This is a genomic window from Neolewinella agarilytica, assembly GCF_900110645.1.
GTDB classification, from domain to species: domain Bacteria; phylum Bacteroidota; class Bacteroidia; order Chitinophagales; family Saprospiraceae; genus Neolewinella; species Neolewinella agarilytica.
Window position 1 is genome coordinate 74800 of the sequence record NZ_FOFB01000021.1, and the last position, 23840, is coordinate 98639.

Below are 23840 nucleotides of genomic sequence, written 5' to 3' on the forward strand. Positions count from 1 at the left end.
CAGTTCCCAATGTAGTGTTTTCGCGGGAAAAAAGCAGCAGATAATTCGACGAGTCCACAGTCTCGCCGGACAGACAAGACATTGTAGTGGCGCGCACGCAGGTGCAAACGGCAGATAGTTGAGCAGGGAAGACCGATAACTTTTCTCCGCTAGAATGCAGACTCTACCCTTCTGAGAAATGTTTGTGCCGTCCCCGGGCTGACGGGGAGGATCTCATAGGTCTCACCATCCTTCATTTTCATCACCATATCCTTGGCCTTCATTCCTTCCAGCTCATTCATAAATTGAGTGTTATTGGATACGACGTTGAGGATTCCATCCTTGAAGCCAAAGAAATAGTACAACTCACTGGGTGACTTAATGTAGATGTACAGACGATCATCTCCACCAGAAGGCATTTTAACCTCTGCATGGACTTCCAGCATTTTACTGATCTGGTTACCACGAATGGAGGCCAGGCCGGAATACTTTTCCGTCGTCACGAAAGACTGATAGTCCGTTGACCACTTCATGTTCAATTGGCTGAACAGGAAAGTGTGTTCGTTAATCTTCCGCGGCACATTAAGCACACCTGCGGCCAGGCTGGCTTCTGCTGTCTCCAGGTCCTTTCCCGCGGGGAAAAGCGTCTTAAGGCCTGCCTTATAGAATTTAGCGTCGGTCACCAGGTTGAGGCCCGGAGCGGCGTAGGCGCCGGAGACCAGATCAGTTGCCATCATGTTCACCAGCTTGTCCGGGAAGACCAGGTCAATCGCAGTCATTGCCTTTATCACCACATCAGGATAAGCCTCTTCAATGGGGGCATCGATAGTGATTTCCGCTCCAACACCGCTTGCTGGAGTATCTTCCTTAGGCTTCACCTCTTCCTCCAGCAGGAACATATTGTTGGGCGAATCGCTCTTCTCCTTTTCGGTTTCGGGTTCCGGGTCAGGTGTTGGTTCCGGATCGGCTTCTACCCCACCCCTCGCCTGGCTCGGCATGTCCATCGCGATGGAGCCGTAGGACTTCATGGAGATATACTTTAATCGTCCACCCAGGCCCAATTCCCCATCACCGCTGATCGTCCCGTTGGCATTATCAAACTTCATCAGGTTGCCGCCAATGTGATCAGGGTTGAAAATCCGGAGGCTGTCCCCAAAGGAGAAAACATCATTTTCTTCGTCGTAATTGACCAAACCATTAGCGTCCAGGATGGGATGATCTTTACGGAAATCCAGAATTTCCACCATGCTAGGGTAAACCCTTCTGCGGGGCTTACTGAGATAAATTCCGGTGAACAGAGGAACCCCATCCCGGTCCTTCGGCGAGCGAATAGCCAGCGTGAGATCTTTTTTATCCCCTTCTGAACGTACCGTAAACCAGCGTGCGCCAGGGAACTTGTCCGCCTCAATTTTAGCATAGCCATCAAACAGCAGCGTCTTGCTGCTTGCATCAAGGTTCATTGTGCCGTAAAACCGGGTCTTGTTATCTACGTAAAAAGTAGTGCCTTCATTGATGGTAGCCGTAGCACGGGTAGCAGTGGCCTTTTCTCCCCGTTTACCTTTACCAATTCTGGTACCGATGATTTCCTGTAGTTCTACCTCCTGGGTGTGGGGGCCTACATTGTATTCGTAAAAACCTGACGCCCGGTATTCTTTGCGTCCTAAAAGTTGAACGGTGGCTTTATTGATTACGTGGTATTCGTTTAGCGTATCGGCAACGATTCTGGCGTTCGTCAGCTCCTCAATTTTGGCACCAGGGTCTACTTTTACCTTGCCGTCTCCAGGGAAAATTTTAGCATCCGCAGCCATGATGAATGGAACACCTTCCACATCGAGAATACTGGTGTTGATATCGTAGGTAGCCTCTGTACCCGTAAAGGTGAGTTCATCCTGATCCGGATGAGTACTCGTAAAACGGTTTTTTCCAATCTCCGCCTGGAAAGTGATATTTCCCCCGGCCATGTCCCAATCAAAGCGGTCAATGCTTGTCTTAAATTGGTTATAGGGTAATGCGGTGGACAGTTCAGTGGAGTTGTTTTCAAAGGAGGCAACCTGAGTTTCAAAGTCAATGTTCGCCTTTACGTTACTCGTTCTGAGCGCTAATCGGTCATCACTTTCCAAACTTTTAATTCCTACACTGGCGGTGTCAGCACTGGCGCCAAAAGTGGAAAAGTCCATATCCTTACTGCTCATGTTAGCTGCCGGCCAGTCAAGTCGTCCATTACCCTTCAGGGCTTCGGGGGTTAATACCAGGCCACCGTCAAAAGAATGTTCGTTGGAGGTAAACATTTCAAAAGGAGCATCCTTAACTGAATTAACCACCAGGGAATCGCCATAAGGTTTGAACTCAATATTCACCTCAGTACCTCTAACCTGCGGTACTTCGCGGGCGCCCGTAACTTTCTCTTCCAGGGCGAAGGAACGTGCACTGGCGGTAGTTCGGTCAAGCTGAAAACTAAGGTCTTCGCTTTCAATTTCAGCCTCCAGGTAGTTCAGCTTCCCCTTCCCCTCAAGCCCGCGGTTACTCAAAACGATTTCACCCTCGTATTTACCCCGGTTGCCGTAGGTGCTTTGTCCGCCCGCTTCTGTTTCCGTAATAAACCCAAGGCTTCCGTCTTCCTGGATGGTCAGGCTTTCTTCAAAATTAGGAAAGATGCCACCACTATTGAGCTGACCTTTCAGCTCAACTTCTCCGGCTAACAGGCTGTCCATACCATTGAGACTGAACGGCGCCAACTCGAAATAGAAGCTGTCCCGGCTGTAATGCGCCGAAGAGTCTGCCCGATCATAATAGATATAACTGGGGGATTTTGTCTGCAGACTGGGAAAGTAAGCGATGTCTTCCGTACCACTCTTGTTTTTTGGGGCATCGATCAATAAGTATCCGCTCAGGTGCTCAATTCTACTCCCGGTACTTTGGCGCTCCATTCCTTCACCGATAATGTCATCAACCGGAAGGAATAAATCAAAATACCGGACAGAGTCCATCTTGATGTAGTAAGGATCGTAGTTAAAGTGAAAGTCTTTACCCGTAAACACCATCCCCCCGGCGTAAATTTCTCCTGAGAAATCAAAATCCCGATTTCCGCGAACGATCAACTGATCTCCCAAAGGTTTAATGGCAATTTGCTTTTCCCGATTGAACTGAACGGGCTGTACCTGATCAATTCTGATCTCCCCGGTTTTCAAGTTCAAAACCGCGTTGATTTTACTGGTACGACTAATCAGGCGAAGTTTATCGTAATCAATTTCTTCCCGGCTGGCCTGCACAAAATGAGCCAACTTTGGAAGAAGCTTTACTAAGTCAGTGTCTGCATCGTACAATAAAAAGCCTCTTGACTGAAGATCAAAGAGCAGTGGCCGGATGTCCGCAACCGTAAAGTTGGGTTTGAATTTTTGAGCAAGGACATTGCCATCAATAAGATCGTTTCCTCCTTCTGGCCCCTGCCGGTAGGCATAGATAATATCCAATGGGTTCGAGCGGGCAATATCCCGAACGAAATCATACTCTCTTTCGCTGTAAAACTCTTCACTTTCAAAAATCACATCAGATTTTTCCTGGAAAGAAACGGTCTTTTTGCCCACCACTACGCTGTCCGCATCCAGGTAGATGTCTAGGTGGTCAGCATAAATGTTCATCCGGTTAAGACTATGGTGAAACGGACTCTGATCGGAACTGGATTCCGTGCGGGTAAGGCCCACTATCCGTTCCGGCACGTCAACGCGCATGGTTACACTTGGGTGATAAAGGCTGTCCTCACCAATATAAATAGTGGTGGCTACGCCTTGTCCGGCGATTAGTTCTCCCTGTTTAATTGTGAATCGGTCAGCTTCTCCCCGAACGGTTTTGTTTTCCCCTTCAACTTCAATTTTCAGCGTTACTTGTGATTTCCGGCCCTTGCTCCCGATGGCATACACCGTTGCTCCCCGTAGTTCGAAGTTGCCCATCAGGTCAATCCCTTCTCCTACGTTCTCTATTTCAACAAAACCATCATCAGAGATAAACTGGGGGTATTCAGAGCCTGCTCTGGCACCACCCTGCTGAATTTTATCGGAGAAGCTCCCCACCAGTACACTCTCAAAGTATTCGGGATACTGCAGGTGAGCGGAGTCCGCCTTGTAAATCATCCGGTTTACGTTGAGGGAGTAACTTACCAACAGTGCGAAAATATCTTCTGACAGACCCTGTCGCTGCCAGTCAGTCCTGCCACCTTTCCCCCGGACGGTGCCTTCTGAAAGATCAACCAGCAACTCTGTCTCCTGAATGGTAAGTGTATCGCTTTTGCCAAAAGCCTTCAACTGCCTGACCGTATCAATTTTCATCATCACTCCCTCGTCGAAGAGAAAATGTGGTGTTCCGCCCACTACTTCCCATCGTGTTTCTTTTTCAGCAGGTACGAATCTGTTGGCCCGCAAATAGGCTTCTGCCGTTGAAAGCGTTTTAACGATTTTCGCGGTGCGAACACCTTCGAGCAAGAGTAATTGGTCAAAAGCATCATGGAATTCAACAAATCGCTCCGCTGCCGGACCTTCCAGTCCGCTCAGATTAGCCAGCAGATCAAGGTACTGCGGAAAGCCATTGGTGGGGCTAATACGCTTTTTAGCCAGGTTAACGGCCGTGGCAGCGATTCTTTTTTGGTGATCTTCGGAGAATCCGCCTCCAAAGAATACACCGGAGAAATTAGCAAAAGCGTCTTTTGCCGTTTTGTTTCCAGAATCGTTCATGTGTTTCTCCAGCGCTTCGGTGAAGGCCGTCAAATCATTGGAAGAAAGGTCAAACTCCGCAAGATTTTGAGAAAATAGTGGTGCCAGCGAAATCAAAAAGAGGCTGGAGATAAGAAAGAAGCGCATGCAAGCGGTTTAATCACGGGTAAAAACGAAAGCTCGCCAATCCTCCCGGCTACGGGTTTCCTGGTGAGCAAAACCAAGTTCCACAAGGCGGGAAACGAGTAATTGTTCGTCCTGAGCCAGAATGCCACTGAAAAGAACAGTGCCGCCTGGCTTCAGGCGCTGATATAACGCCGCCGAAGTGTCCAAAATTACGTTTCGGTTAATGTTTGCCAGAATGAGATCGTATGGGGATTCAGCAGGCACATCCTTTAGCTCTCCCAACACCACATTATGCAGTTCCACGCCGTTCGTCTGGGCGTTCTCGGCGGTACTCTCTGCCGAAGGAGGCTCAATATCGACTGCATCAACGTCTCCGGCTCCCAGGCGTTTGGCTAAAATGGCCAACACTCCCGTTCCGGAACCGTAATCCAGTACCCTGAGCCCCTTCATCGACTGTTCAAATATTAACTCACACATCATGTAGGTTGTAGCATGATGACCGGTGCCAAAAGCCATTTTAGGCGTTATGATCAGCTCCTGTTCAACGGATGGATCCGCTTCATGAAAGTCCGCCCGGATGAGCAAACGGTTACCTACCCGAATGGGTGAGAAATTACTCTCCCATTCTTCATTCCAGTTCCTCTCCGGCATAGCTTCCCATCTGTAATCAAAGGAAAACTGCGCTTTGAGCTCATCTAATGCTTTAACCCACTCTTCGTGGCGTTCGGCTTCGGCAAACGCCAGCAGACCAGCATCGGTTTCCTGAAAGCTGTCAAATCCGGCCTCACTAAGAAATGCCACCAGAATGGGGTGCAATTCCGGATCATTATCAAGGGTATACTGATGAAACAAAGCAGAGTGGTTTTAAGAGAACATAAAAGAAGGGTTCCAGCAGCGGATGCTAAAGAACACAAACACAGACTTAAAAAGGGGATGCGGTTACTTGGTTCGGCCGCTGAGGTAATCCAGAGCAATATTGGTGTAAATCTCCACACCAAGCCTCAGGCCCCGGTCATCGACCCGAAAATCAGGGGTATGATGCCCGGGTGCATCCGCCCGGTTCATTGCCGGATCCATGCCACCCAGAAAAACAAACAGGCTGGGCACCTTGGCTGCGTAGTAAGAAAAGTCTTCCGCACCAGTGATCGGCCGCACGAGATTAACGTTGTCTTCGCCGGCGGTGGCTACCACTGCAGGCATCAGCCTGCGGGTAATCTCCGGATCGTTGTACGTAATGAGCGTCCCGTCCTGTATTTCAACGATGGCCTCCGCACCACTGGACTCGGCAATGCTGGTGGCTGTTTTTTTAATCCGTTCAAAAACCTCCGCTTTCATCTTACGGTCTAACGTACGGATGGTACCAATCATGGTTACCTCATTGGGGATGATGTTGTTCCTTACCCCACCTTCAATTTTACCGACGGTAATAACGACGGGTTCTTTAGTCAGATCCATCTGCCGGGAGACGATCGTTTGCAAGCCCAGGATAATCTGGGCCGCCGCAACAACGGGGTCAACGGAAGCCCAGGGAGCAGAACCGTGCGCCTGCTTTCCCTTCACGGTGATTTTGAAAGGATTAGAAGCAGCCATCGCGCCGCCCGGCTTGTAGTTAACCTGGCCTACCGGCGTCTGAGAATTGATGTGAATTCCGAAAGCCGTTTCAATCTTATAGTCATCAAAGATGCCTTCTTCCACGATCATTTTTGCGCCACCACCTTCTTCTTTGGGGGCGCCTTCTTCGGCCGGCTGAAAGATGAAGACGACCGTGCCGGCAATTTCTGCTTTCCGCGCAGAGAGAATTTCCGCCGCGCCCATCAGCATGGCCACGTGAGTATCATGACCGCAGGCGTGCATGACGCCAACATCTTTCCCGAGGTAAGTTGTTTTTACCTTACTGGCATAAGGCAGGTCAACCTTTTCAATTACGGGCAATGCATCCATGTCAGCCCGCAGAGCGATAACGCCACCAGGCTTATCTCCCTTCAGGATGCCAATGACGCCCGTGTAAGCTACGCCAGTGCGCACTTCCATTCCGAGGGCCTTCAGGTGTTTTTCAACGTACTTCGCCGTTTCAAACTCCCGGTTACTGAGTTCCGGGTTTTCGTGCAGGTGGTGCCGCCACTCGATAACTTTGTCTTCAATGCTGGCCGAAGCCTTCCTGGTAGCTTCGTAGTTGACCGACTGAGCACTGACCAAAGCTGACAGAACAATGGCCACGGATAAGAGAAGATATTTCATGTTGGTTGGTTTTCTGGCGGAAAGATAGTGTTTCAAAATTCGTTTAACCTCCCCTGCCCGTTAACCTTCCCTGCACCTGCGGCCGCGCCTGAACCCTTCGTAGGGCTTCGCCACCTTTTTGTCATTAAAAGCCAGGGGTCGAACAAATAACTTTTAAGGGAGCTTTAAGAATCAAACTACGCCTTCCTGCGTTAAACGAAAAACCAACTTATCGTCGGCCACCTTCCGTAAAGCGGTCAGGGCCTGCGTAAACATTGAAGATTGCGAAGAACATTCCTTTTCTTTGCAGCCATTCTAATCAAACTACAGAAATGAAACAGATTCTCATTTTAGCCCTCGCCTTTATGGTTACGGGTCTTAGCGCCCAAATGGAAACCCCTAAGAACTGGTGGGACCTGGACCGGACAGACGATAGCTTTCCCGGAGTAAGCGCCAAGAAAGCCCACGATTACCTGGCGGGCAAGACCAGCCAAAAGGTGGTCGTTGCCGTTATCGACTCTGGCGTCGATGTGGAGCATGAAGACCTGAAGGACATTATTTGGACCAACCCGGGCGAGATTGCCGGCAATGGCATCGATGACGATAACAACGGCTATGTCGACGATATGCACGGCTGGAACTTCATCGGTGGTAAAGACGGACAAAACGTCAACTACGAAAACCTGGAAATCGTACGGCTCTACAATACCTACCACAAGAAGTACAATAATCGTAACCGTGATGGCTTGAGTAAGGCCGAGAAAGCAGAGTACGATGCCTACAAAGAGTACGAAACGATCATCGATGAAAAGATAGAAAGTCTTGCTCCTACCTACGCGCAGTACACTGCTATTATGGACGGGCTCGAGGGCATCATCAAGGCCACCGGTAAAAAAGTGGAAGACGTAACGGCGGAAGACGTTGCGGCCATCGAAACCAAAGATATGGCGACTACCCAGATCAAGGGAATCATCGCCAACCAGGCAGCTCAGGGTAATTCCGTGGCTGATCTGCACGGTGAGCTGGAAGGCGCACTGAACTACTTCAAGAGCCAGGTGGAGTTCAACTACAATAAAGACTTTGACGCTCGTGACATCGTAGGTGACAACCCCGGCAACCTCGACGACCGTAATTATGGTAACAACGAGGTGGAAGGCCCTGACGCTGGTCATGGTACACACGTGGCCGGTATTATTGCTGCGGTGCGCGACAACAACATCGGTGTCAATGGCGTAGGCGGAGCCAACGTCGAGATCATGTCTATCCGTACCGTACCTAACGGTGATGAGCGGGACAAGGACGTCGCCAATGCCATCCGCTACGCCGTTGACAATGGCGCTTCGGTCATCAACATGAGCTTCGGTAAAGGTTACAGCCCTTACAAGAAAGCCGTGGATGCGGCCATGAAGTACGCGGAGAAGAACGACGTGCTGCTGGTGCACGCCGCCGGAAACGACGGTAAGATGCTGACGCTGACCAACAACTACCCTAACGACACCTACCTTGGCAAAAAGAAGACCATCAAGACTTACATCACCGTAGGTGCTTCCAGTGCTTCTTACGATGAGAGCCTGCCCGCCAGCTTCTCTAACTACAATAAGAAGATGGTCGATGTATTTGCTCCGGGCCGTGGCATCTACTCCACCACACCGGGTGATGAGTACGAAAGCAACAGCGGTACGTCAATGGCAGCACCGATGGTAGCGGGTATCGCGGCTTTGCTGCGCAGCTACTTCCCTGACCTGAAGGCGAAGCAAGTTCGGGAGATCATTCTCGAATCTGCCATCCCCGTCAATCTGCAGGTTACCAAGCCAGGGTCAGAAGAAACCATCAGCTTTGCGGATCTTTCCGCTACCGGTGGCCTGGCCAACGCCTACACTGCCGTGAAAATGGCAGAAAGAACCAAAGGCAAGAAGAAGAAAGTGGCTAAGCGTGATGAAGCGCTGAAGATGTACTAAACGTCATCTTCTAAGGATCACTATTCACTAGCGATCAACGATCAGTATTGGGGCGACAAGACCCGGGAGCTGATCGTTGATCGCTTTTTTTGTGCGCTCACCGCAGGTGCAAAGGGAAAGATTAAGGAGCAGAGGGCTGCACCTCCTTTGTCACTTTACCCGAAGGCAAGCATGGCGGTCAGCGTTTTACTTATTCTGCTTCATCATCAATTCCGTCGCAACTTCCGTCCCGACTTTCTCGCCGTACTTGCGGCCAACCTCCGTTGTTTTCAGCAGAAGGTCCGTTTGTTTTTCGATCATGCTTTGGGTCATCGGGTCCATCTGGTAGCGCAGCAGGTGGTCAATTTCTGCTTCCGTGAACGTGTCCATGTAAGCCTTTTTGAATTCAGGCAGCAAATCACTGTACCCCGTGGTTTTGACCCGTTTAAGGAAGGCATCAAAAAAGCCCGGAGGAACTTGTGCGGCAATCGGGGAATTCTTTTGTGCTTCGATCTGCTGCTCAACGGATTTAACGAATGCACCGGCCTGATTAGTGAGCTCCAGGAGCTTGTCCACTTTTTCAGATTTAGTTCCGCTGAGGGCAACGGGTTTGGTGACTGTACAGCTGGCCAAAAGAAAGGACAGGAGAAGTAGGGGAAGGTATTTCATGGGGTGAAGATAAGGGTTGAGAAGCGGTTTTCTGCTCCTTACCTCAGGGTAATAGTAAGCTTCACGCAGGGACGCTCGAAGGTCGCTCCGCGACGCTACGAGGTCACTTGAGCCGGGCTAAGCGGACCTCGAAGCGTCCTGAAAGGACCTTCGAGCGTCCACGTTACCCGAGCTTGCGATTGCCCTGCTCCTTACCTTTACCCTATATGTATCTCCGATTCCTGCTCCCTTTACTTTTCCTTTGCACCTGCGCTCCGTCGCCCCAGACTGATCAGGAAAAGGAAGTAACACCCCCATCAACTATGCCTGCAACCTCCTTAATCGACTGGCAGGGGCACCGTGGCTGCCGCGGTCTGCTACCTGAAAACACCATTCCGGCCTTTCTGCGGGCCCTGTCTTACCCCGAAGTAAAAACGCTGGAACTTGACGTTGTCATTTCGGCCGATAGGCGGGTAATTGTCAGCCATGAGCCCTGGATGTCTGCCGAGATCTGTCTCGGGCCCGACGGAAACAAACTTTCTGAAGCCGAGGCTGATCGGATAAAGATCATGGACCTCACCGCAGTAGAAATAGAAGCCTACGATTGCGGGCAACTCCCCCACCCCCGCTTCCCCCAGCAGGCCAAACGGCCTGCCACCAAGCCCACCCTCGCCGCCGTTTTCGCCGCCGTTGACCGCTACTGCGTACAGAACAAACGGTCCTCTCCGCGCTACAATATTGAACTGAAGTATGAGGCGGAACACGAAGGGGTGTATGTCCCCAATCGTTCGACCTTCGTTGACCTGGTGCTCGAAGACCTTGACGCCTGGAACCACCCGGAACTCGTTACCTTACAGTGCTTTGACCCGCCCACGCTGCGGGTTATTCACGACAAACGGCCCGAGATTCAACTCGCTTATCTGGACGAATTCCCCGGCGGGCTGAAGGAAAAAATGGACGCCATTGGCTTCGTTCCGCCAATTTACAGCCCTTATGAAATTCACGTTGATGAGGCGCTGATGACAGAAGCCCACGAACTCAATATGCAGGTGGTGCCCTGGACGGTAAATGATGCTGCCCGCATGAAAGAACTTCTGGCGCTGGGCGTTAATGGAATCATCACGGATTACCCCGACCGGATAGCGGAAGCTTTGCAGTAAGTGTCGATCTTTCGGTAGTAATGGTAGAATGACAACTCACCGCAGGGAAATTGATCAATAAATACACCTAACTTTTAGTTTTCTACTTACCCTTTTCCAATAAACAACTTAGATGCATAGCTCTCCAAGAACGTGGCTCGCTTTCATTTCATTGGCCATCATGAGTCTTCTGTATGCAGGTTGCAGCATGTCAAAGCCAGTTCCGGAAGCGGAACCCGAGCCCAACCGCCGACAGCTCACGCGGCAGGCGATGCGGGCCTCCGTCTGGCGCTTTGTTTACTGTCTGCAGGATCCTGCTGAATCCTCCGACCTGAAAGCCTTCCTGGAAGATGTTGCCAGCAAGCAGCCTTTCGGCAAAAGAATCGAGGTCTACAGTTGCGGGGAACTGTCCGCTGACACGCTCGGAAGCGGCCCCATCATCCTCTTTGGGGACCGTATTCCCGAAGGTGGCGAAGAGCTTCCCATTCAACGGGGCGGAGACGGTTGGCAATTTGATCAGCGGCTGGGGTTCGCTTACGATGATGTCTTCCTCTTGCCCTACTACACCAACCCCTGGTCAGACAAAAGCACCGTCTCCGGCCTCTACCTCTCCGCCAACACAGCCTCGCTGATTAAACGCCTCAATACGGAGTTTGAAGACAATTGGGGGCGCCTCTTCCGCCCCAGCTGGGCCTACGAGATCCACCGGGCCAACGGTGACCGGATACTGGGCTCCTTCGCGGATACTACCTGGGCCTTTGATCCTGCACAAGAGATGACGATGGCCTCGCCGGAGGACCCCGTGTATCAGGAGGGGCAACTGACTGTTTTTGCCTATGACGGAATGGTAAAAAAAGAAGAGCTTACCCGTAGTGTCCGTGCATTAAAAACGGTACAGGCGCTGTTGGATACGATTACCGGCCAGCAGTCGGACTGGTTCCCTGAAGTACGCTTTTACCCTAACCTGGAACGGATCGGGCTGCGGACCGGGAGTATGGCTCCGGTTCAGTATGCATCGGATAAGAAAGTCCTGCATCTCGTGCCCTGCTTTATGAGCGAAGCCGACATTCTGACTTCATTTACAAGCTGGCAACCGTTTGTGGAACACATAGCGGGGGGAAGTTTGACGGGTGAAAACCTCAGCTTGCTAACGAGCGCCTTGCAAGCCAGTGCTGATCGTTATGCTCCCGAAAGCTTCCTGAAAGATCAACGTAACACCGCCCTGCAATTCCTGCTAACGGGAGAGCAGATCAGCAGGCAAAACCTGTCGAAGGAAAACGGATCAGGCTTTATTGAAGAAGCTACCGCCAGAGCCTTAACCCTTGGCCACAAATTTGATTCCCCCGCTGCGGCCTATCGGGCCATCCTCCGCACCAAAAACAAGACAATACCAGCGGAGTTACTGGCTGAATACGACCTTCGCAACTTCCCAATATCCGCCCCTGAGTCTCGTCCAATGCCCACTGCTCCACTTTCCGGTATGACCTTTGCGCACCAGGGCTACCGGGTACACAACGGGTATGGCGGAGAGAAGATCAAGCCATCGCTGGACAGCCTGGCCGAGCTGAACGTCAATGCTCTGGCCATTGTGCCCTACACCTTTCAGCGGGATCCGAATAAAGTGGGCGACCTGCCCATCGGCGACAGTGCCGGAGGAGAGAACGACTGGGCCACGGCCTGTTCTATCCGGGAGGCGCATTCCCGCGGTTGGTTCACGATGCTGAAGCCGCAGATCTGGGTTGGGCGGGGCAGTTGGCCGGGAGACATCGAGTTTGAAACTGAAGAGGAATGGGGCGACTTTTTTGAACGCTATACCTACTGGATATTGCACTACGCACTGCTGGCAGAAAAGGAAAAAGTTGGCGCGCTGTGCATTGGCACGGAACTCCGCTACACGACGCTGAAGCACCCCGAACGATGGCGGGAGGTCATCCGCAAAGTACGAATGATCTACGGCGGCCAGGTTACTTACGCGGCCAACTGGGGAGACGAATTCGAAGGCTTTACTTTCTGGGATGAGCTGGATGCTATTGGGCTCAACTCCTACTACCCCATCTCGGACAGTGACACCCCCACCGACGAAGAATTACTGACGGGAGCCCGTCGCTGGATGAAACTGGCCCAGGCCATAAGCCAAAAAACGGGAAAACCGCTCTGGCTAACGGAAACAGGCTTCCGCTCCGTTTCCACCCCCTGGAAAAATCCGCACGCGGAGGCAGGAGACCGGGCCCCTGATCAACGGGCCCAGGCCCGTTGCTACCGCGCGCTGGTAACTGCTGCGGACGAGACACCGGAGCTAAAAGCCATCTTTATCTGGAAATGGCCTTCCTACCTCGGCGCGGATGAAGGCAGCAGGTCTCCCGGACGGAATTTCTCTCCGGGCGGAAAAGAAGCAGCGGAAGTACTGGCCGGCTTTTATGGTGGCTGGAATTAGTACAGTGTAACATAAATTCTTGTTTTTTTACCCCCCCCCTCGGTGCGACCCCACTGAGCTTGTCGAACGTGTACCTCGGCTCGCTTCTCTCGCTCGGCACTTGCTCGGGGACGAACAGCCCCCAAATGGCCCGTGCCCGAGCAAACTTCGAGCGAGCTTCGACGAAGGAGAAGCCAGCCGAGAAGTACGCCGAGGGCCTCAATACAAATAGGTGTAAACTTATGTTATACTGTACCAGGATTCGTTTGACTCCGGCTGGTGAGCTTGTGCAGGTTCTGGAAAAGTTTGACCAAAAAAAGGTAGCGGCGCTCACGCAGGTGCAAGCAACCGTTGAACAGCAGAGGGGAAGCAGGCTAAGACTTCCCCATTGCCCCTTTAGTCCACCTTGCACCTGCGGTGAGCGCCCCATTTATTTTTTTGTACTTTGCAAGGGTATTATCTCTCATGCTAAAGAGTAACCTCTTTTTATTTCAGCAATTGTGCAAACGCCAGTCTTTAGAATCTATTTTCTTTCTCTCGCTTCTTTGATTCTCCTAACTATTTCCTGTAATGAAATAAAGGAAGTGCCGGCAGATAAGCCCGTCGCTTATTATCCAGAAGAGGAAATGTTCAGTAATGAAGAATTTCAAATGCTTCCTTCCGGGAAGGAACAGGAGCGTGTATGGGACTCTTTGATTACGGCCTTCGAACCATTATTATTGATAGACCCCGCAGAGCGACCAGCCCGCGATCTGCAAGGAATGCGGGGAATATGGGAACCTGTTTTTGGTAGTTATGATCGCCTGGCATACAACATTAGTATTACGGCGGACGACTACCTGGCAGCCGGCGATGTGGCCTCTGCTACCCGGTTGTTTTTGGCATTAGGCCATTTCTGCAATGCGGAAGGTGACCATTTGCTGGGAACTTCTTTCAACGACAGGGCTTACGAAATAGCCCGGGAGAACAGAGACACCTCCTCCATGGGCTGGGCCCTGTCTCAATCTTCTGACTCTTTCATCTTCACCGCCGACTCTGCCAGTGCCATGGGATACCTAAGGCGAGCCCTCGTTTTTGCAGACGCAACCAAAAACTATGGCCTGAAAGCCTCAATTTATGTTCATATCGGGGCAGCACACCATTACGTAGGGCACATAGAAGGACTATATGATTTCAATCAGTTGGCGCTCGCGCTTAGCCGCGAACATGGACTCAGTAAATATGAGCAGCTTTCTCTGACCAATATCGCTTATGCATTAAACTTCATGGGGCAGCCAAAAAAAGCCATTGAGCTGTTGCACAGAGATTTTATTCCCAGCAAGAACCATTTAACTGATGCTACGGCCTTCATGCAGCTTGTGCTTTTCGAGTCCTTCCTTTCTTTAGGAAGATTTGAGGAAGCAGAAAAAGCTTTAGACATCGCTTGTCAGATTTCGGAAAAATCCGGCTTCTTCTTCTCCATTTCCTATTGTAAAAAAGGGTTAGTGGATTTTTACGAAAAGAAAGGTGATTTAGAGGAGGCCATCAAGCGGCTCAGAGACTACTACGCTCATCGGGAATTAGCCCTCAACGACGACGCCCAAAAAGATATGCGGGCCATCCAGATCGCTCAGCTCGAAAAAGAAAAAGAATGGACCATCAGTCGCCTGGAGCAAGAACGTAAGGAGCAGGAATTTCAACAGCGGTCGAAATTAAATAAAAGATTGTTTATCGCCTTCGGAATATGCTTCCTGATCATACTGTGGCTTTTTTATAAGATGGGCCGAACCCGGATTCGGGAAGCATCTCAGCAAACACAATTAGCCGAGGTAAAACTAAAATTACTGCGGGAGAAGATGAACCCCCATTTTATGTTTAACGCTATCAATGGAATTCAAAATCAGATATTGAAGTCTAACTCCATTGAAGCCTACAACTACCTGGGGAAATTTGCGGATTTACTGCGGGTGATTACGAAAAGTGAGGCCAGTTTCTTTACGGGTCTTCAGGAAGAAATTGAGTTCTTAACCACCTACCTTGAGTTGGAACAACTTCGATTTCGGCAGCAATTTGAATGTGAGATTATTATTGACGAAGAACTGAAAACCTGTGATGTACTTATTCCGAGTATGATGATCCAGCCATTCGTAGAAAATGCGATTGTTCATGGCCTCTCAATACTGCCCAGAAAAGGCAGGCTGACCATCACCCTCGAAAAATTACCCGGCAATATTCGTTGTATCGTGGAAGACAATGGCCGCGGCCGGGTGGCCGCCAACCTGATAAAAAACGAGCATAAATCGGAGCACCTTTCGGTAGCATCAGATATCGCCGACCGGCGTATCGACTTTCTCCGTGATTCCGGATATGAAGATACCCGAATAGATATCGAAGATTTGTATCATCACGGGGAGGCCTGTGGCACGAGGGTGACGCTCATTCTGCCCATTATTAAAGCAGACACCAAGATTGAGCAGAGCTCACCTTCTTTATTCCGGTAGCTGCTGGTGCTCTGGCCTGCTGCTTAATATTTGCCGCCTGATCCACGAATTGCCCGTAAATTACCTTCGTGTTTGAATTCAACGAATGGTCCGGGCCACTACTACCTGGCTTTTTACAGGGATTAGTCTTTGCGGTAATACTCGCGCTGCGGGGGTACCGCGAAGAACGGATCAGTGATTACCTGGCGGCCTTACTGTTACTGATGGGAAGCCTGTACGTCGGCCAATGGATGCTCGGCTTCGCCGGCTGGTACGACGCCCATGACTGGCGCACGACCCTTATGTTCTACATCGAGTGGAAGAACCTGCTGGCCTTTGGCCCGCTCATCTGGCTTTACTTCCGGGCACTGACCAACACGGATTTCCGTTGGGAGCGCCGCTACTGGTGGCACTTTGTCCCCCTTCTTATCGTGCTCCTCGAGCCCATCATCGTTTTCCTCTATGACTGGTTCTTCTGGCGCTTAATCAAAGGAGCTCCTTTTGAATTTTTCTACGGCACCCGTGGTCCGGCCGCAGAGTGGGCTAACAACGACAATGGCTTCCAGTTCTGGTATTACGGCGTAGCGGCTTTTAGCTTCTGCCACCTCATTTTCTACCTGGTTAAAACCCTGAAAGACTATCGCCATTACCGCCAGTATCTGGCCGCTGAGTTCTCTAACGCCAACCAGTTATCATTCTCCCACCTGCGCTTTACCCTCTACTTAATGCTGTTTGGTGTAAGCCTGACCTTTTTGTTAGAACTTGGCAACTTAATCTACAGCACCAGCTACATCGATAGCTGGGACAGCTTTTTCGTCATGTCGGTCTTCACCTTCCTGGTCGCTATTCAATTCCTGACGATCTCCCCAACGGCCACCCGGGCGCTACGCTTTGAACCTGAGAAGCAAACCCCAACTACCACACCGGCTGACAGCAGCAACCCAAAGCCCGCTTCCAACCCCGCGGCCTCCGCCGCAGTGGTAGACGAAGACCTGCAACGATGGGCAGAAAAACTCACCCAACGACTGGACTCCCACGAAGACTATCTCAACCCGGACCTGAAAATGGGGGAACTCGCCAGCCAGCTACGGACCAATCCCTCGATCTTAAGCAAAGTGATCAACACCGTACACGGGCAGAACTTCAACGACTACATCAACGGACTTCGCTGCGAAGTTTTTCTCGACAAAGTCCGGGCCGGAGAGCATCTACGCCACACTTTATTGAGCCTGGCCCTCGATTGCGGTTTTAACTCCAAATCCACCTTCAACCGGGCTTTCCGTAAGTATGCGGGTAAAAGCCCCGGGCAAATGGTTAGGGAAATCGGGCCCGAATCATGATTTGAGCCGTCCCGAAAGCTAATCTGACGCGCAGGCCGCTCCGAAATGCCGGTGCTTTGTGATCAACAAAAACAAAGTACCATGCGAGCCATTACGATGCTGACCTCTTTCCTGTTCTGTCTGGCTACTCCCCTTTCCGCCCAGTTATACGCTCCCTTCCGCTTTGAGCACAACGATCGTACCGTTGATCTGCTCACCATTATGCAGGAAACCCATACGCCTTATTTGAGTGTCGCCCTGGATTACGGTGCAGGAGACACCACCTTCACGGCCAGCACTACCGAGCAGGAACTATCGGACGACGCCCTCTTCCCCGTAGGAGCCGCCTCCTCCGCCCCCATGATCGTACTCATTCTCCAGCTCGTGGAAGCCGGCAAAATCAAGCTCGACGCTCCGATAAACGATTACCTGACGAGCCTGGAGCTCCCCCTCAATCAAGGCCAGGAGGTTACCGTCCGCGACCTCCTGCTCATGAAACCCAAACTAGGCTCAGGCTATAAACCCAGAGGCTTCGCCGCCGGGAAACCCCGCCCGACTTTACTGGAGCAAGCCCGCCAGCTAAGCCCCAAAGGCACCCGCAAACCGGATAAAAGCCTGGAACACGGCGGCTGGATTCTCCTGCAGCTACTGCTGGAAGATTACTACGGCGAGGATTTACAAACGATCGCCGACCGGGAGATATTCACCCCACTCTGCCTGGAAAGCATGATCTACGCCAGCGAGCTCCCGGACGAACTGGCCAGCAGAGCTCCTGCCGGCCACGACAAGGACGGCTCTCCCTGGCCCGGCGGATATCAACGCTACGTCGCCACCGGCAGTCATGGCCTGTGGACGACGCCACTCGATTACACCCGGTTCGTACGCGCTTTATTCGACATTCGTGATGGAAAGACTAACTCCATCCTCCAACCCGCCACCCTTCAAATGGCCATGAAAAGAGCCTATGGGTTCCGGAGCCTGTTATTTCACGTCGGCCAGGACGGAGAGCCTTACTGGGGCGGCAACGCTAAGGGCTACTACTTCACCCTGATGGTTAATGCCAAAGAAAATTGGATCAGCGTCGTGGCCATGAACCGCCAGTTAAACTGGCAATTAGGCGGCCCGGTAGCCGGCCAGGCCGGACTGCTGGCGAAGCAATGGAGATCAACCGACCAGCTGGGTCTCTTCCTGCAGCCAACGGACCTCGACGACCCTACCCTGAAGGCCATCGAACACTATGCCTTTTACAAAGGCATCCGGACCGAGCGGATAATGGCCAAGCAGGGCTTCCCCGCTGAGATTACCGCTACGCCGGCCTACGTTTACCAATCTCCCGCCGGACGCGCCATCTACAGCGGACGCCACGACAGCCCCAAGGCCATTGAGCAGTTTATTCGCAGCAGCCAGCTGGAGCCTCGAAAGATGGTGGCCGACGAGCAGCAGCAGGTTTTAGTTCTCCAGCGCGGACGGCAGCGCGTCTCCCTGCCCCTGAAATGGACAGCCCCGACGGGCACTACCCCAGCAGATGCCCTTCCCGAACAGCTACAGCGGCAGATTTCTGCGGCCTTGCAGCAGGCTACTGGCTTTCGACAAATGCAAGAGGCTTCCCTGACGGCGCTGGACCGCCGCATCTACCTCGACCTCCACCCCTACCGGAATGCGGACGGCAGCTACGCCATGAGCTATGCCCTCTTCTCCCAGTTCAATTGCCACACCCAGGTGGCGGATAACTTTGGCAACCCCGTACTGATCGGAGATATGGGCAAGGGCGTAGAAGCATTAGCTACGGCCATCAACGGAAACCTGGAGAAAATGCTGCCGCCCGAATCCGGCCTGGTGCCTGGCTTCGTTTCAACCGATACCCCGCTCAGCAGCTGGGAAGCATTGGGCTGGAACCTCTCCCCCGAAGTAAGTGCCAGTCAGGCCACTGGCCTGTACGCTGCGCCAATGGCCATCTCCGGCAACTACCGGGTTTCCCTCACTGAAGAAGACAAGCCCGGACTCTTTTTCAGCTTCCCCTCTCCACTGGACCGCTATTCCGGCGAAGTGCGGGAACTGACGGCCAACTTCCTGTTCAACGCCACGGGCACCAGCCTGTCCGGCGAGGTGGTCCTGCCCACCGCCTCCATCGCCACGGGATCCGGCTCACTGGACACCTACGTGCTGGGCGACATTCTGAAAAGCAAGAAATACCCAGAGGCCAGTCTCTCCTTCACCAATGTTCCCGTAACCGGTAACTGGGTGGCCGGGCAGGCAAAGCAACTGACCATCCCGGCAGAACTCACCGTTAGGGGAAAGACCTACCCCATAAGCATTGCCGCAGCCTTCACCCCGGAGGCTTCCGGTAAGATGGACGCCTCCGCCACTTTCGAGTTGGACTTCCGGAGCGTATTCGGCAGCCCCGGCCCGGACGGGCCGGACGACATCCGGCGACGGCTGGGGTTTCGGGCGGCTTTGAGCTTAGCCCCTGCGGCAAAATAAACCACAAGACATATTCTTAAACAGTCAAAATTCAACCCAATTATGCAACGTTTCCTTACCCTCCTTTTTGCCAATTGCAAGCTCTTCGCTGGGACGCTAGTAGGTCGCTCCGCGACGCTACCAGGTCCAATTAACTTTAACTGGACTAAGCGGTCCTCGAAGCGTCCTGAAAGGACCTTCGAGCGTCCGCGCTTGCAACTACCCTACCTCCTTATCGCAACCATGGTAACCTTCACGACCCTCTACATGGCCAGTCCCGTCATCGCATTCCCGACGGAGGCCCCTGGGGAGATCACCTTCATCGGCAATGCCGGCGGCGACAACCTCTTTACCGTTAACAGCTGGAAATTTGACCGGCTGGAGAACCTCTCCGACCCCGAAAACATCGCCGTTACGGCTACGCTTGACATGACGTCCATCACCTGCGACTGGAAAGACCTCGAACGGAATCTGCACAAAAAGAAAGACTACTTCTACAGCAAGAAATTCAATACTACGCAGATCCGAATTGACGGGGCAGAAATGCAGGAAGACAGTAACTACCTGGCCACGGCGACCCTGACCCTGAAGGGCGTTTCGAAAGAACTACCGCTCACCTTCACGCTCACGGGAGATGGCCCTTACGAACTCGATGCCCACGCCACGGTGAACCGCCGGAAGTTTAAGTTTACCGGCAACGGACCTAAAGACGAGGTTCCCGTGATGGTAAAAGCTACCCTGGAGGAGTAAGCACCCGCCCTGCCGAACCAATCAGGGGGAGTACGGTTTCAGAGAAGACTATTCACCAAGCAGATCATCATGAAAGCTCCCCATTTTCTCTTTGTCGTACTCTCCCTCTTGCTAACGTCCTGTGCGCCAGATACTCCTCCTGGGGAAGAACCTGAGCAAAACAGGACGGAGCAGGTTGACACCCTTGCAGCTGCTCCCACTTCGGGCTTGCCCCCGATGGCGGAAAAAGGAGATACCAGCAAAATCCGCCGCATTGTGCTCAATGGCTACACTTGTGGCGACAATTGCTACCTGCAGTACACGCCGTTGGTCAACGGCGGTCATAATCAGGACGCCCTTTGTTCCACGCCCCTATGCGCCGAATGGGAGGCCTTAGGAGAATTACCCGACGAATTACTTGGGCAGGAAGCAATTGCCAGGTTCTCCGTCGCGCCACAATACGATGGTGCCGGGGAAGTGATGCAAGAAGATTTTCCCAGTATTGTTGAGCTTCAGTTAGCCGAGCCACAATAAGGCGGCGCGGACGCAGGTGCAGGGGAAGGTTAAAGAGCCTGCACGGTTAACGTCGCTGCCTGGTAGAGACGCTATGCGTCGAAACGCGAACGGGGCCGAAGGCTCCCGGAGCGTGTGTCGTTCTTTGGCCATGGTTGCCTGCACGGGCAAAGTCGATTTCGCTCCCTTGCCCGGCTCGACGCATAGCGTCTCGACCAATGACACCCCCTGGTGGAGACGCTATGCGTCGAACCGCGAACGGGGCCGAAGGCTCCCGGAGCGTGTATCGTTCTTTGGCCGTGGTTGCCTGCACGGGCAAAGTCGCTCCCGCTCCCTTGCCCGGCTCGACGCATAGCGTCTCCACCAATGACTAACCCTGGTGGAGACGCTATGCGTCGAAACGCGAACGGGGCCGAAGGCTCCCGGAGCGTGTCTCATTCTTTGGCCATGGTTGCCTGCACGGGCAAAGTCGCTTTCGCTCCCTTGCCCGGCTCGACGCATAGCGTCTCGACCAATGACTAACCCTGGTGGAGACGCTATGCGTCGAACCGCGAACGGGGCCGAAGGCTCCCGGAGCGTGTCTCCTTCTTTTGCCGTGGTTGCCTGCACGGTCAAAGTCGATTTCGCTCCCTTGCCCGGCTCGACGCATAGCGTCTCGACCAATGACTAACCCTGGTGGAGACGCTATGCGTCGAACCGCGAACGGGGCCGAAGGCTCCCGGAGCGTGTCTCCTTCTTTTGCCGTGGTTGCCTGCACGGTCAAAGTCGATTTCGCTCCCTTGCCCGGCTCGACGCATAGCGTCTCGACCAATGACTAACCCTGGTGGAGACGCTATGCGTCGAACCGCGAACGGGGCCGAAGGCTCCCGGAGCGTGTCTCCTTCTTTTGCCATGGTTGCCTGCACGGGCAAAGTCGCTTCCGCTCCCTTGCCCGGCTCGACGCATAGCGTCTCCACCAAGGACTAACCCTGGTAGAGACGCTATGCGTCGAACCGCGAACGGGGCCGAAGGCTCCCGGAGCGTGTCTCCTTCTTTTGCCATGGTTGCCTGCACGGGCAAAGTCGCTTCCGCTCCCTTGCCCGGCTCGACGCATAGCGTCTCCACCAAGGACTAACCCTGGTAGAGACGCTATGCGTCGAACCGCGAACGGGGCCGAAGGCTCCCGGAGCGTGTCTCCTTCTTTTGCCATGGTTGCCTGCACGGGCAAAGTCGCTTCCGCTCCCTTGCCCGGCTCGACGCATAGCGTCTCGACCAATGACTAACCCTGGTGGAGACGCTATGCGTCGAAACGCGAACGGGGCCGAAGGCTCCCGGAGCGTGTCCCCTTCTTTTGCCGTGGTTGCCTGCACGGGCAAAGTCGCTCCCGCTCCCTTGCCCGGTTCGACGCATAGCGTCTCGACCAATGACTAACCCTGGTGGAGACGCTATGCGTCGAACCGCGAACGGGGCCGAAGGCTCCCGGAGCGTGTCTCCTTCTTTTGCCATGGTTGCCTGCACGGGCAAAGTCGCTCCCGCTCCCTTGCCCGGCTCGACGCATAGCGTCTCCACCAATGACTAACCCTGGTGGAGACGCTATGCGTCGAACCGCGAACGGGGCCGAAGGCTCCCGGAGCGTGTGTCGTTCTTTGGCCATGGTTGCCTGCACGGTCAAAGTCGCTTCCGCTCCCTTCCCCGGCTCGACGCATAGCGTCTCGACCAATGACTAACCCTGGTGGAGACGCTATGCGTCGAACCGCGAACGGGGCCGAAGGCTCCCGGAGCGTGTATCGTTCTTTTGCCGTGGTTGCCTGCACGGGCAAAGTCGCTTCCGCTCCCTTGCCCGGCTCGACGCATAGCGTCTCCACCAATGACTAACCCTGGTGGAGACGCTATGCGTCGAAACGCGAACGGGGCCGAAGGCTCCCGGAGCGTGTATCGTTCTTTTGCCGTGGTTGCCTGCACGGGCAAACCAATCCTCCTCTCTTGCGGCTCAACAGATAAATCCAGGGCGGCAAACAAGACTTATAATGCTCCCAGTTTCCCGGCGGGTGCCCCGCCCCATCTGCCGTCTCCTCCTCGTAGCGTTCAACCGCCAGTCCTCGGGCAATCAAGCCGTTCACAATGGTAGACATCGTATGCCGATACTCCTGCGGACTTTCCAGCTTCACCCGCTCGTTATCTGACGAGGTAAAACGCCAGTGGGGATCCACCGTCCGGATGGGATAACCGTCTTTATAGGGCTGCCAGATGGGATAACCTTTTCCCTCCCATAGTTCTTCCGTAGCCCACTCCTCTTCCCAGCAACCGTTTTTCCAGGAGCCATGTACGTAGGGGTTGTGAAACATGATGTCATACAAACCTCCCTGCTTCAGCACCCGGGCGACTTCATCAAAGACTTGCCCCACCTCCGGGATGTAATTGATCGAGTAGGGCTGATATACCACGTCGAATTCCTCGTCCGCGCAAAAGGACAGGTCTCTCATGTCCGACTTAACAACCCGCATCTCCTTACCGTATTGCTCCGAGACGAGCCGGTCCTTCTCCAGCTGCAGCTCACTAAAGTCTACCACCGTCACCTCCGCCCCCAACAAAGCAAAGGCAATGCTTTGCTGTCCCCCACCCGACGCCAGACAAAGCACCTTCTTCCCCCTCAGTTCCTCCGCGTAAAAGCCCCTCCGGTTAATGTACGCCTTCGCCTCCTCTACCGTCAGCTCCAGCTTCGGCTGGGAACAGAGGACGCCGTTTTTCGCCAAGGCGTCCCACTTTTTTCGTTCTGTTGGGTTGGGTTGGTGGGGGGCATGGTTGGTTGTTTTTTGCTTTTTTAGGGCGTTTTTTGAAGATTACGCCTTAGGGGAAGGGCTCAATTTAAATCAGAATTTCTGCTTTAGAGTGGTCGGGGCTTAGGGGAAGTGTACAGTAGAGCGTAGCAGCACTGATTTGGTATTCTCGACACAGGTCATCGATTTTTGCTCCGGCGTCCCATTTAGCCAGAACCTCAAGTTTTTGAGACTTTGTGAATTTACTTTTCCGCATGTTGGCGCGATTTAGAAGATGAGTAAGATAAGGTTATCTTTCTACTAAACTTTGGTTGCGCTCAATGGGAAGCGTACAGTGCATCCGGCAACTCCTAAGTATCCTATCAACATCCTGAAAATCCAACTCCCCTGGCCTTTAATAGAATGAGGGAATGAATGAGTGAATGAGAGAATGCGCCCTCGG

The 23840-nt window shown here is 53.0% G+C and carries 15 protein-coding genes; 9 read left to right on the forward strand and 6 right to left on the reverse strand.

Going from position 1 to position 23840, the window contains the following annotated elements:
- Nucleotides 1-149 precede the first annotated feature (149 nt).
- The 3 genes from BM123_RS17320 to BM123_RS17330 all read right to left on the reverse strand — a co-directional run bounded on the left by BM123_RS17320 (nt 150) and on the right by BM123_RS17330 (nt 7046).
- Nucleotides 150-4829, reverse strand: a complete 4680-nt coding sequence (locus BM123_RS17320; protein WP_090170995.1) for a hypothetical protein — start codon at nt 4827-4829, stop codon at nt 150-152.
- A 9-nt stretch (nt 4830-4838) separates the two neighbouring features.
- Nucleotides 4839-5660, reverse strand: a complete 822-nt coding sequence (gene prmA, locus BM123_RS17325) for a 50S ribosomal protein L11 methyltransferase (protein ID WP_090170998.1) — start codon at nt 5658-5660, stop codon at nt 4839-4841.
- An 87-nt stretch (nt 5661-5747) separates the two neighbouring features.
- Nucleotides 5748-7046, reverse strand: coding sequence for an amidohydrolase (locus tag BM123_RS17330; protein WP_090171001.1), 1299 nt, complete (start codon nt 7044-7046; stop codon nt 5748-5750).
- A 311-nt stretch (nt 7047-7357) separates the two neighbouring features.
- Here BM123_RS17330 and BM123_RS17335 point away from each other — a divergent pair, with 311 nt between their 5' ends.
- Nucleotides 7358-8983: a S8 family peptidase gene (locus tag BM123_RS17335; RefSeq protein ID WP_090171003.1), complete on the forward strand. Its 1626-nt coding sequence runs from the start codon at nt 7358-7360 to the stop codon at nt 8981-8983.
- A 186-nt stretch (nt 8984-9169) separates the two neighbouring features.
- Here BM123_RS17335 and BM123_RS17340 read toward each other — a convergent pair whose 3' ends face one another.
- On the reverse strand, nt 9170-9631 hold the full coding sequence (locus BM123_RS17340; protein WP_090171005.1) for a DUF2059 domain-containing protein: 462 nt from the start codon (nt 9629-9631) through the stop codon (nt 9170-9172).
- 302 nt (nt 9632-9933) lie between these two features.
- On the opposite strand from BM123_RS17340, the gene BM123_RS17345 reads away from it, so the two are divergent.
- The 8 genes from BM123_RS17345 to BM123_RS24755 all read left to right on the forward strand — a co-directional run bounded on the left by BM123_RS17345 (nt 9934) and on the right by BM123_RS24755 (nt 22200).
- A complete protein-coding gene (locus tag BM123_RS17345; protein WP_175489440.1) occupies nt 9934-10770 on the forward strand; it encodes a glycerophosphodiester phosphodiesterase family protein in 837 nt (278 codons plus the stop codon).
- A gap of 187 nt (nt 10771-10957) precedes the next feature.
- Nucleotides 10958-13183 (forward strand): glycoside hydrolase family 113, encoded by a 2226-nt coding sequence (locus BM123_RS17350; protein WP_139211927.1) that lies wholly within the window; start codon nt 10958-10960, stop codon nt 13181-13183.
- A gap of 524 nt (nt 13184-13707) precedes the next feature.
- A complete protein-coding gene (locus BM123_RS17360) occupies nt 13708-15642 on the forward strand; it encodes a tetratricopeptide repeat-containing sensor histidine kinase (protein ID WP_139211928.1) in 1935 nt (644 codons plus the stop codon).
- Nucleotides 15643-15710: 68 nt separating this feature from the next.
- Nucleotides 15711-16961, forward strand: a complete 1251-nt coding sequence (locus BM123_RS17365; protein WP_090171020.1) for a helix-turn-helix domain-containing protein — start codon at nt 15711-15713, stop codon at nt 16959-16961.
- 81 nt (nt 16962-17042) lie between these two features.
- Nucleotides 17043-19421: a serine hydrolase gene (locus BM123_RS17370; protein WP_175489441.1), complete on the forward strand. Its 2379-nt coding sequence runs from the start codon at nt 17043-17045 to the stop codon at nt 19419-19421.
- Between the two features lie 42 nt (nt 19422-19463).
- Nucleotides 19464-20150 (forward strand): YceI family protein, encoded by a 687-nt coding sequence (locus BM123_RS17375; RefSeq protein ID WP_090171027.1) that lies wholly within the window; start codon nt 19464-19466, stop codon nt 20148-20150.
- A gap of 69 nt (nt 20151-20219) precedes the next feature.
- A complete protein-coding gene (locus tag BM123_RS17380; protein ID WP_090171030.1) occupies nt 20220-20663 on the forward strand; it encodes a hypothetical protein in 444 nt (147 codons plus the stop codon).
- 1405 nt (nt 20664-22068) lie between these two features.
- Complete coding sequence (locus tag BM123_RS24755) at nt 22069-22200, forward strand: hypothetical protein (protein WP_262490481.1); 132 nt, start codon at nt 22069-22071, stop codon at nt 22198-22200.
- A 310-nt stretch (nt 22201-22510) separates the two neighbouring features.
- Here BM123_RS24755 and BM123_RS17385 read toward each other — a convergent pair whose 3' ends face one another.
- Nucleotides 22511-23374, reverse strand: coding sequence for a class I SAM-dependent methyltransferase (locus BM123_RS17385; RefSeq protein ID WP_090171033.1), 864 nt, complete (start codon nt 23372-23374; stop codon nt 22511-22513).
- A gap of 112 nt (nt 23375-23486) precedes the next feature.
- On the reverse strand, nt 23487-23654 hold the full coding sequence (locus BM123_RS24035) for a transposase (RefSeq protein WP_139211929.1): 168 nt from the start codon (nt 23652-23654) through the stop codon (nt 23487-23489).
- Nucleotides 23655-23840 lie beyond the last annotated feature (186 nt).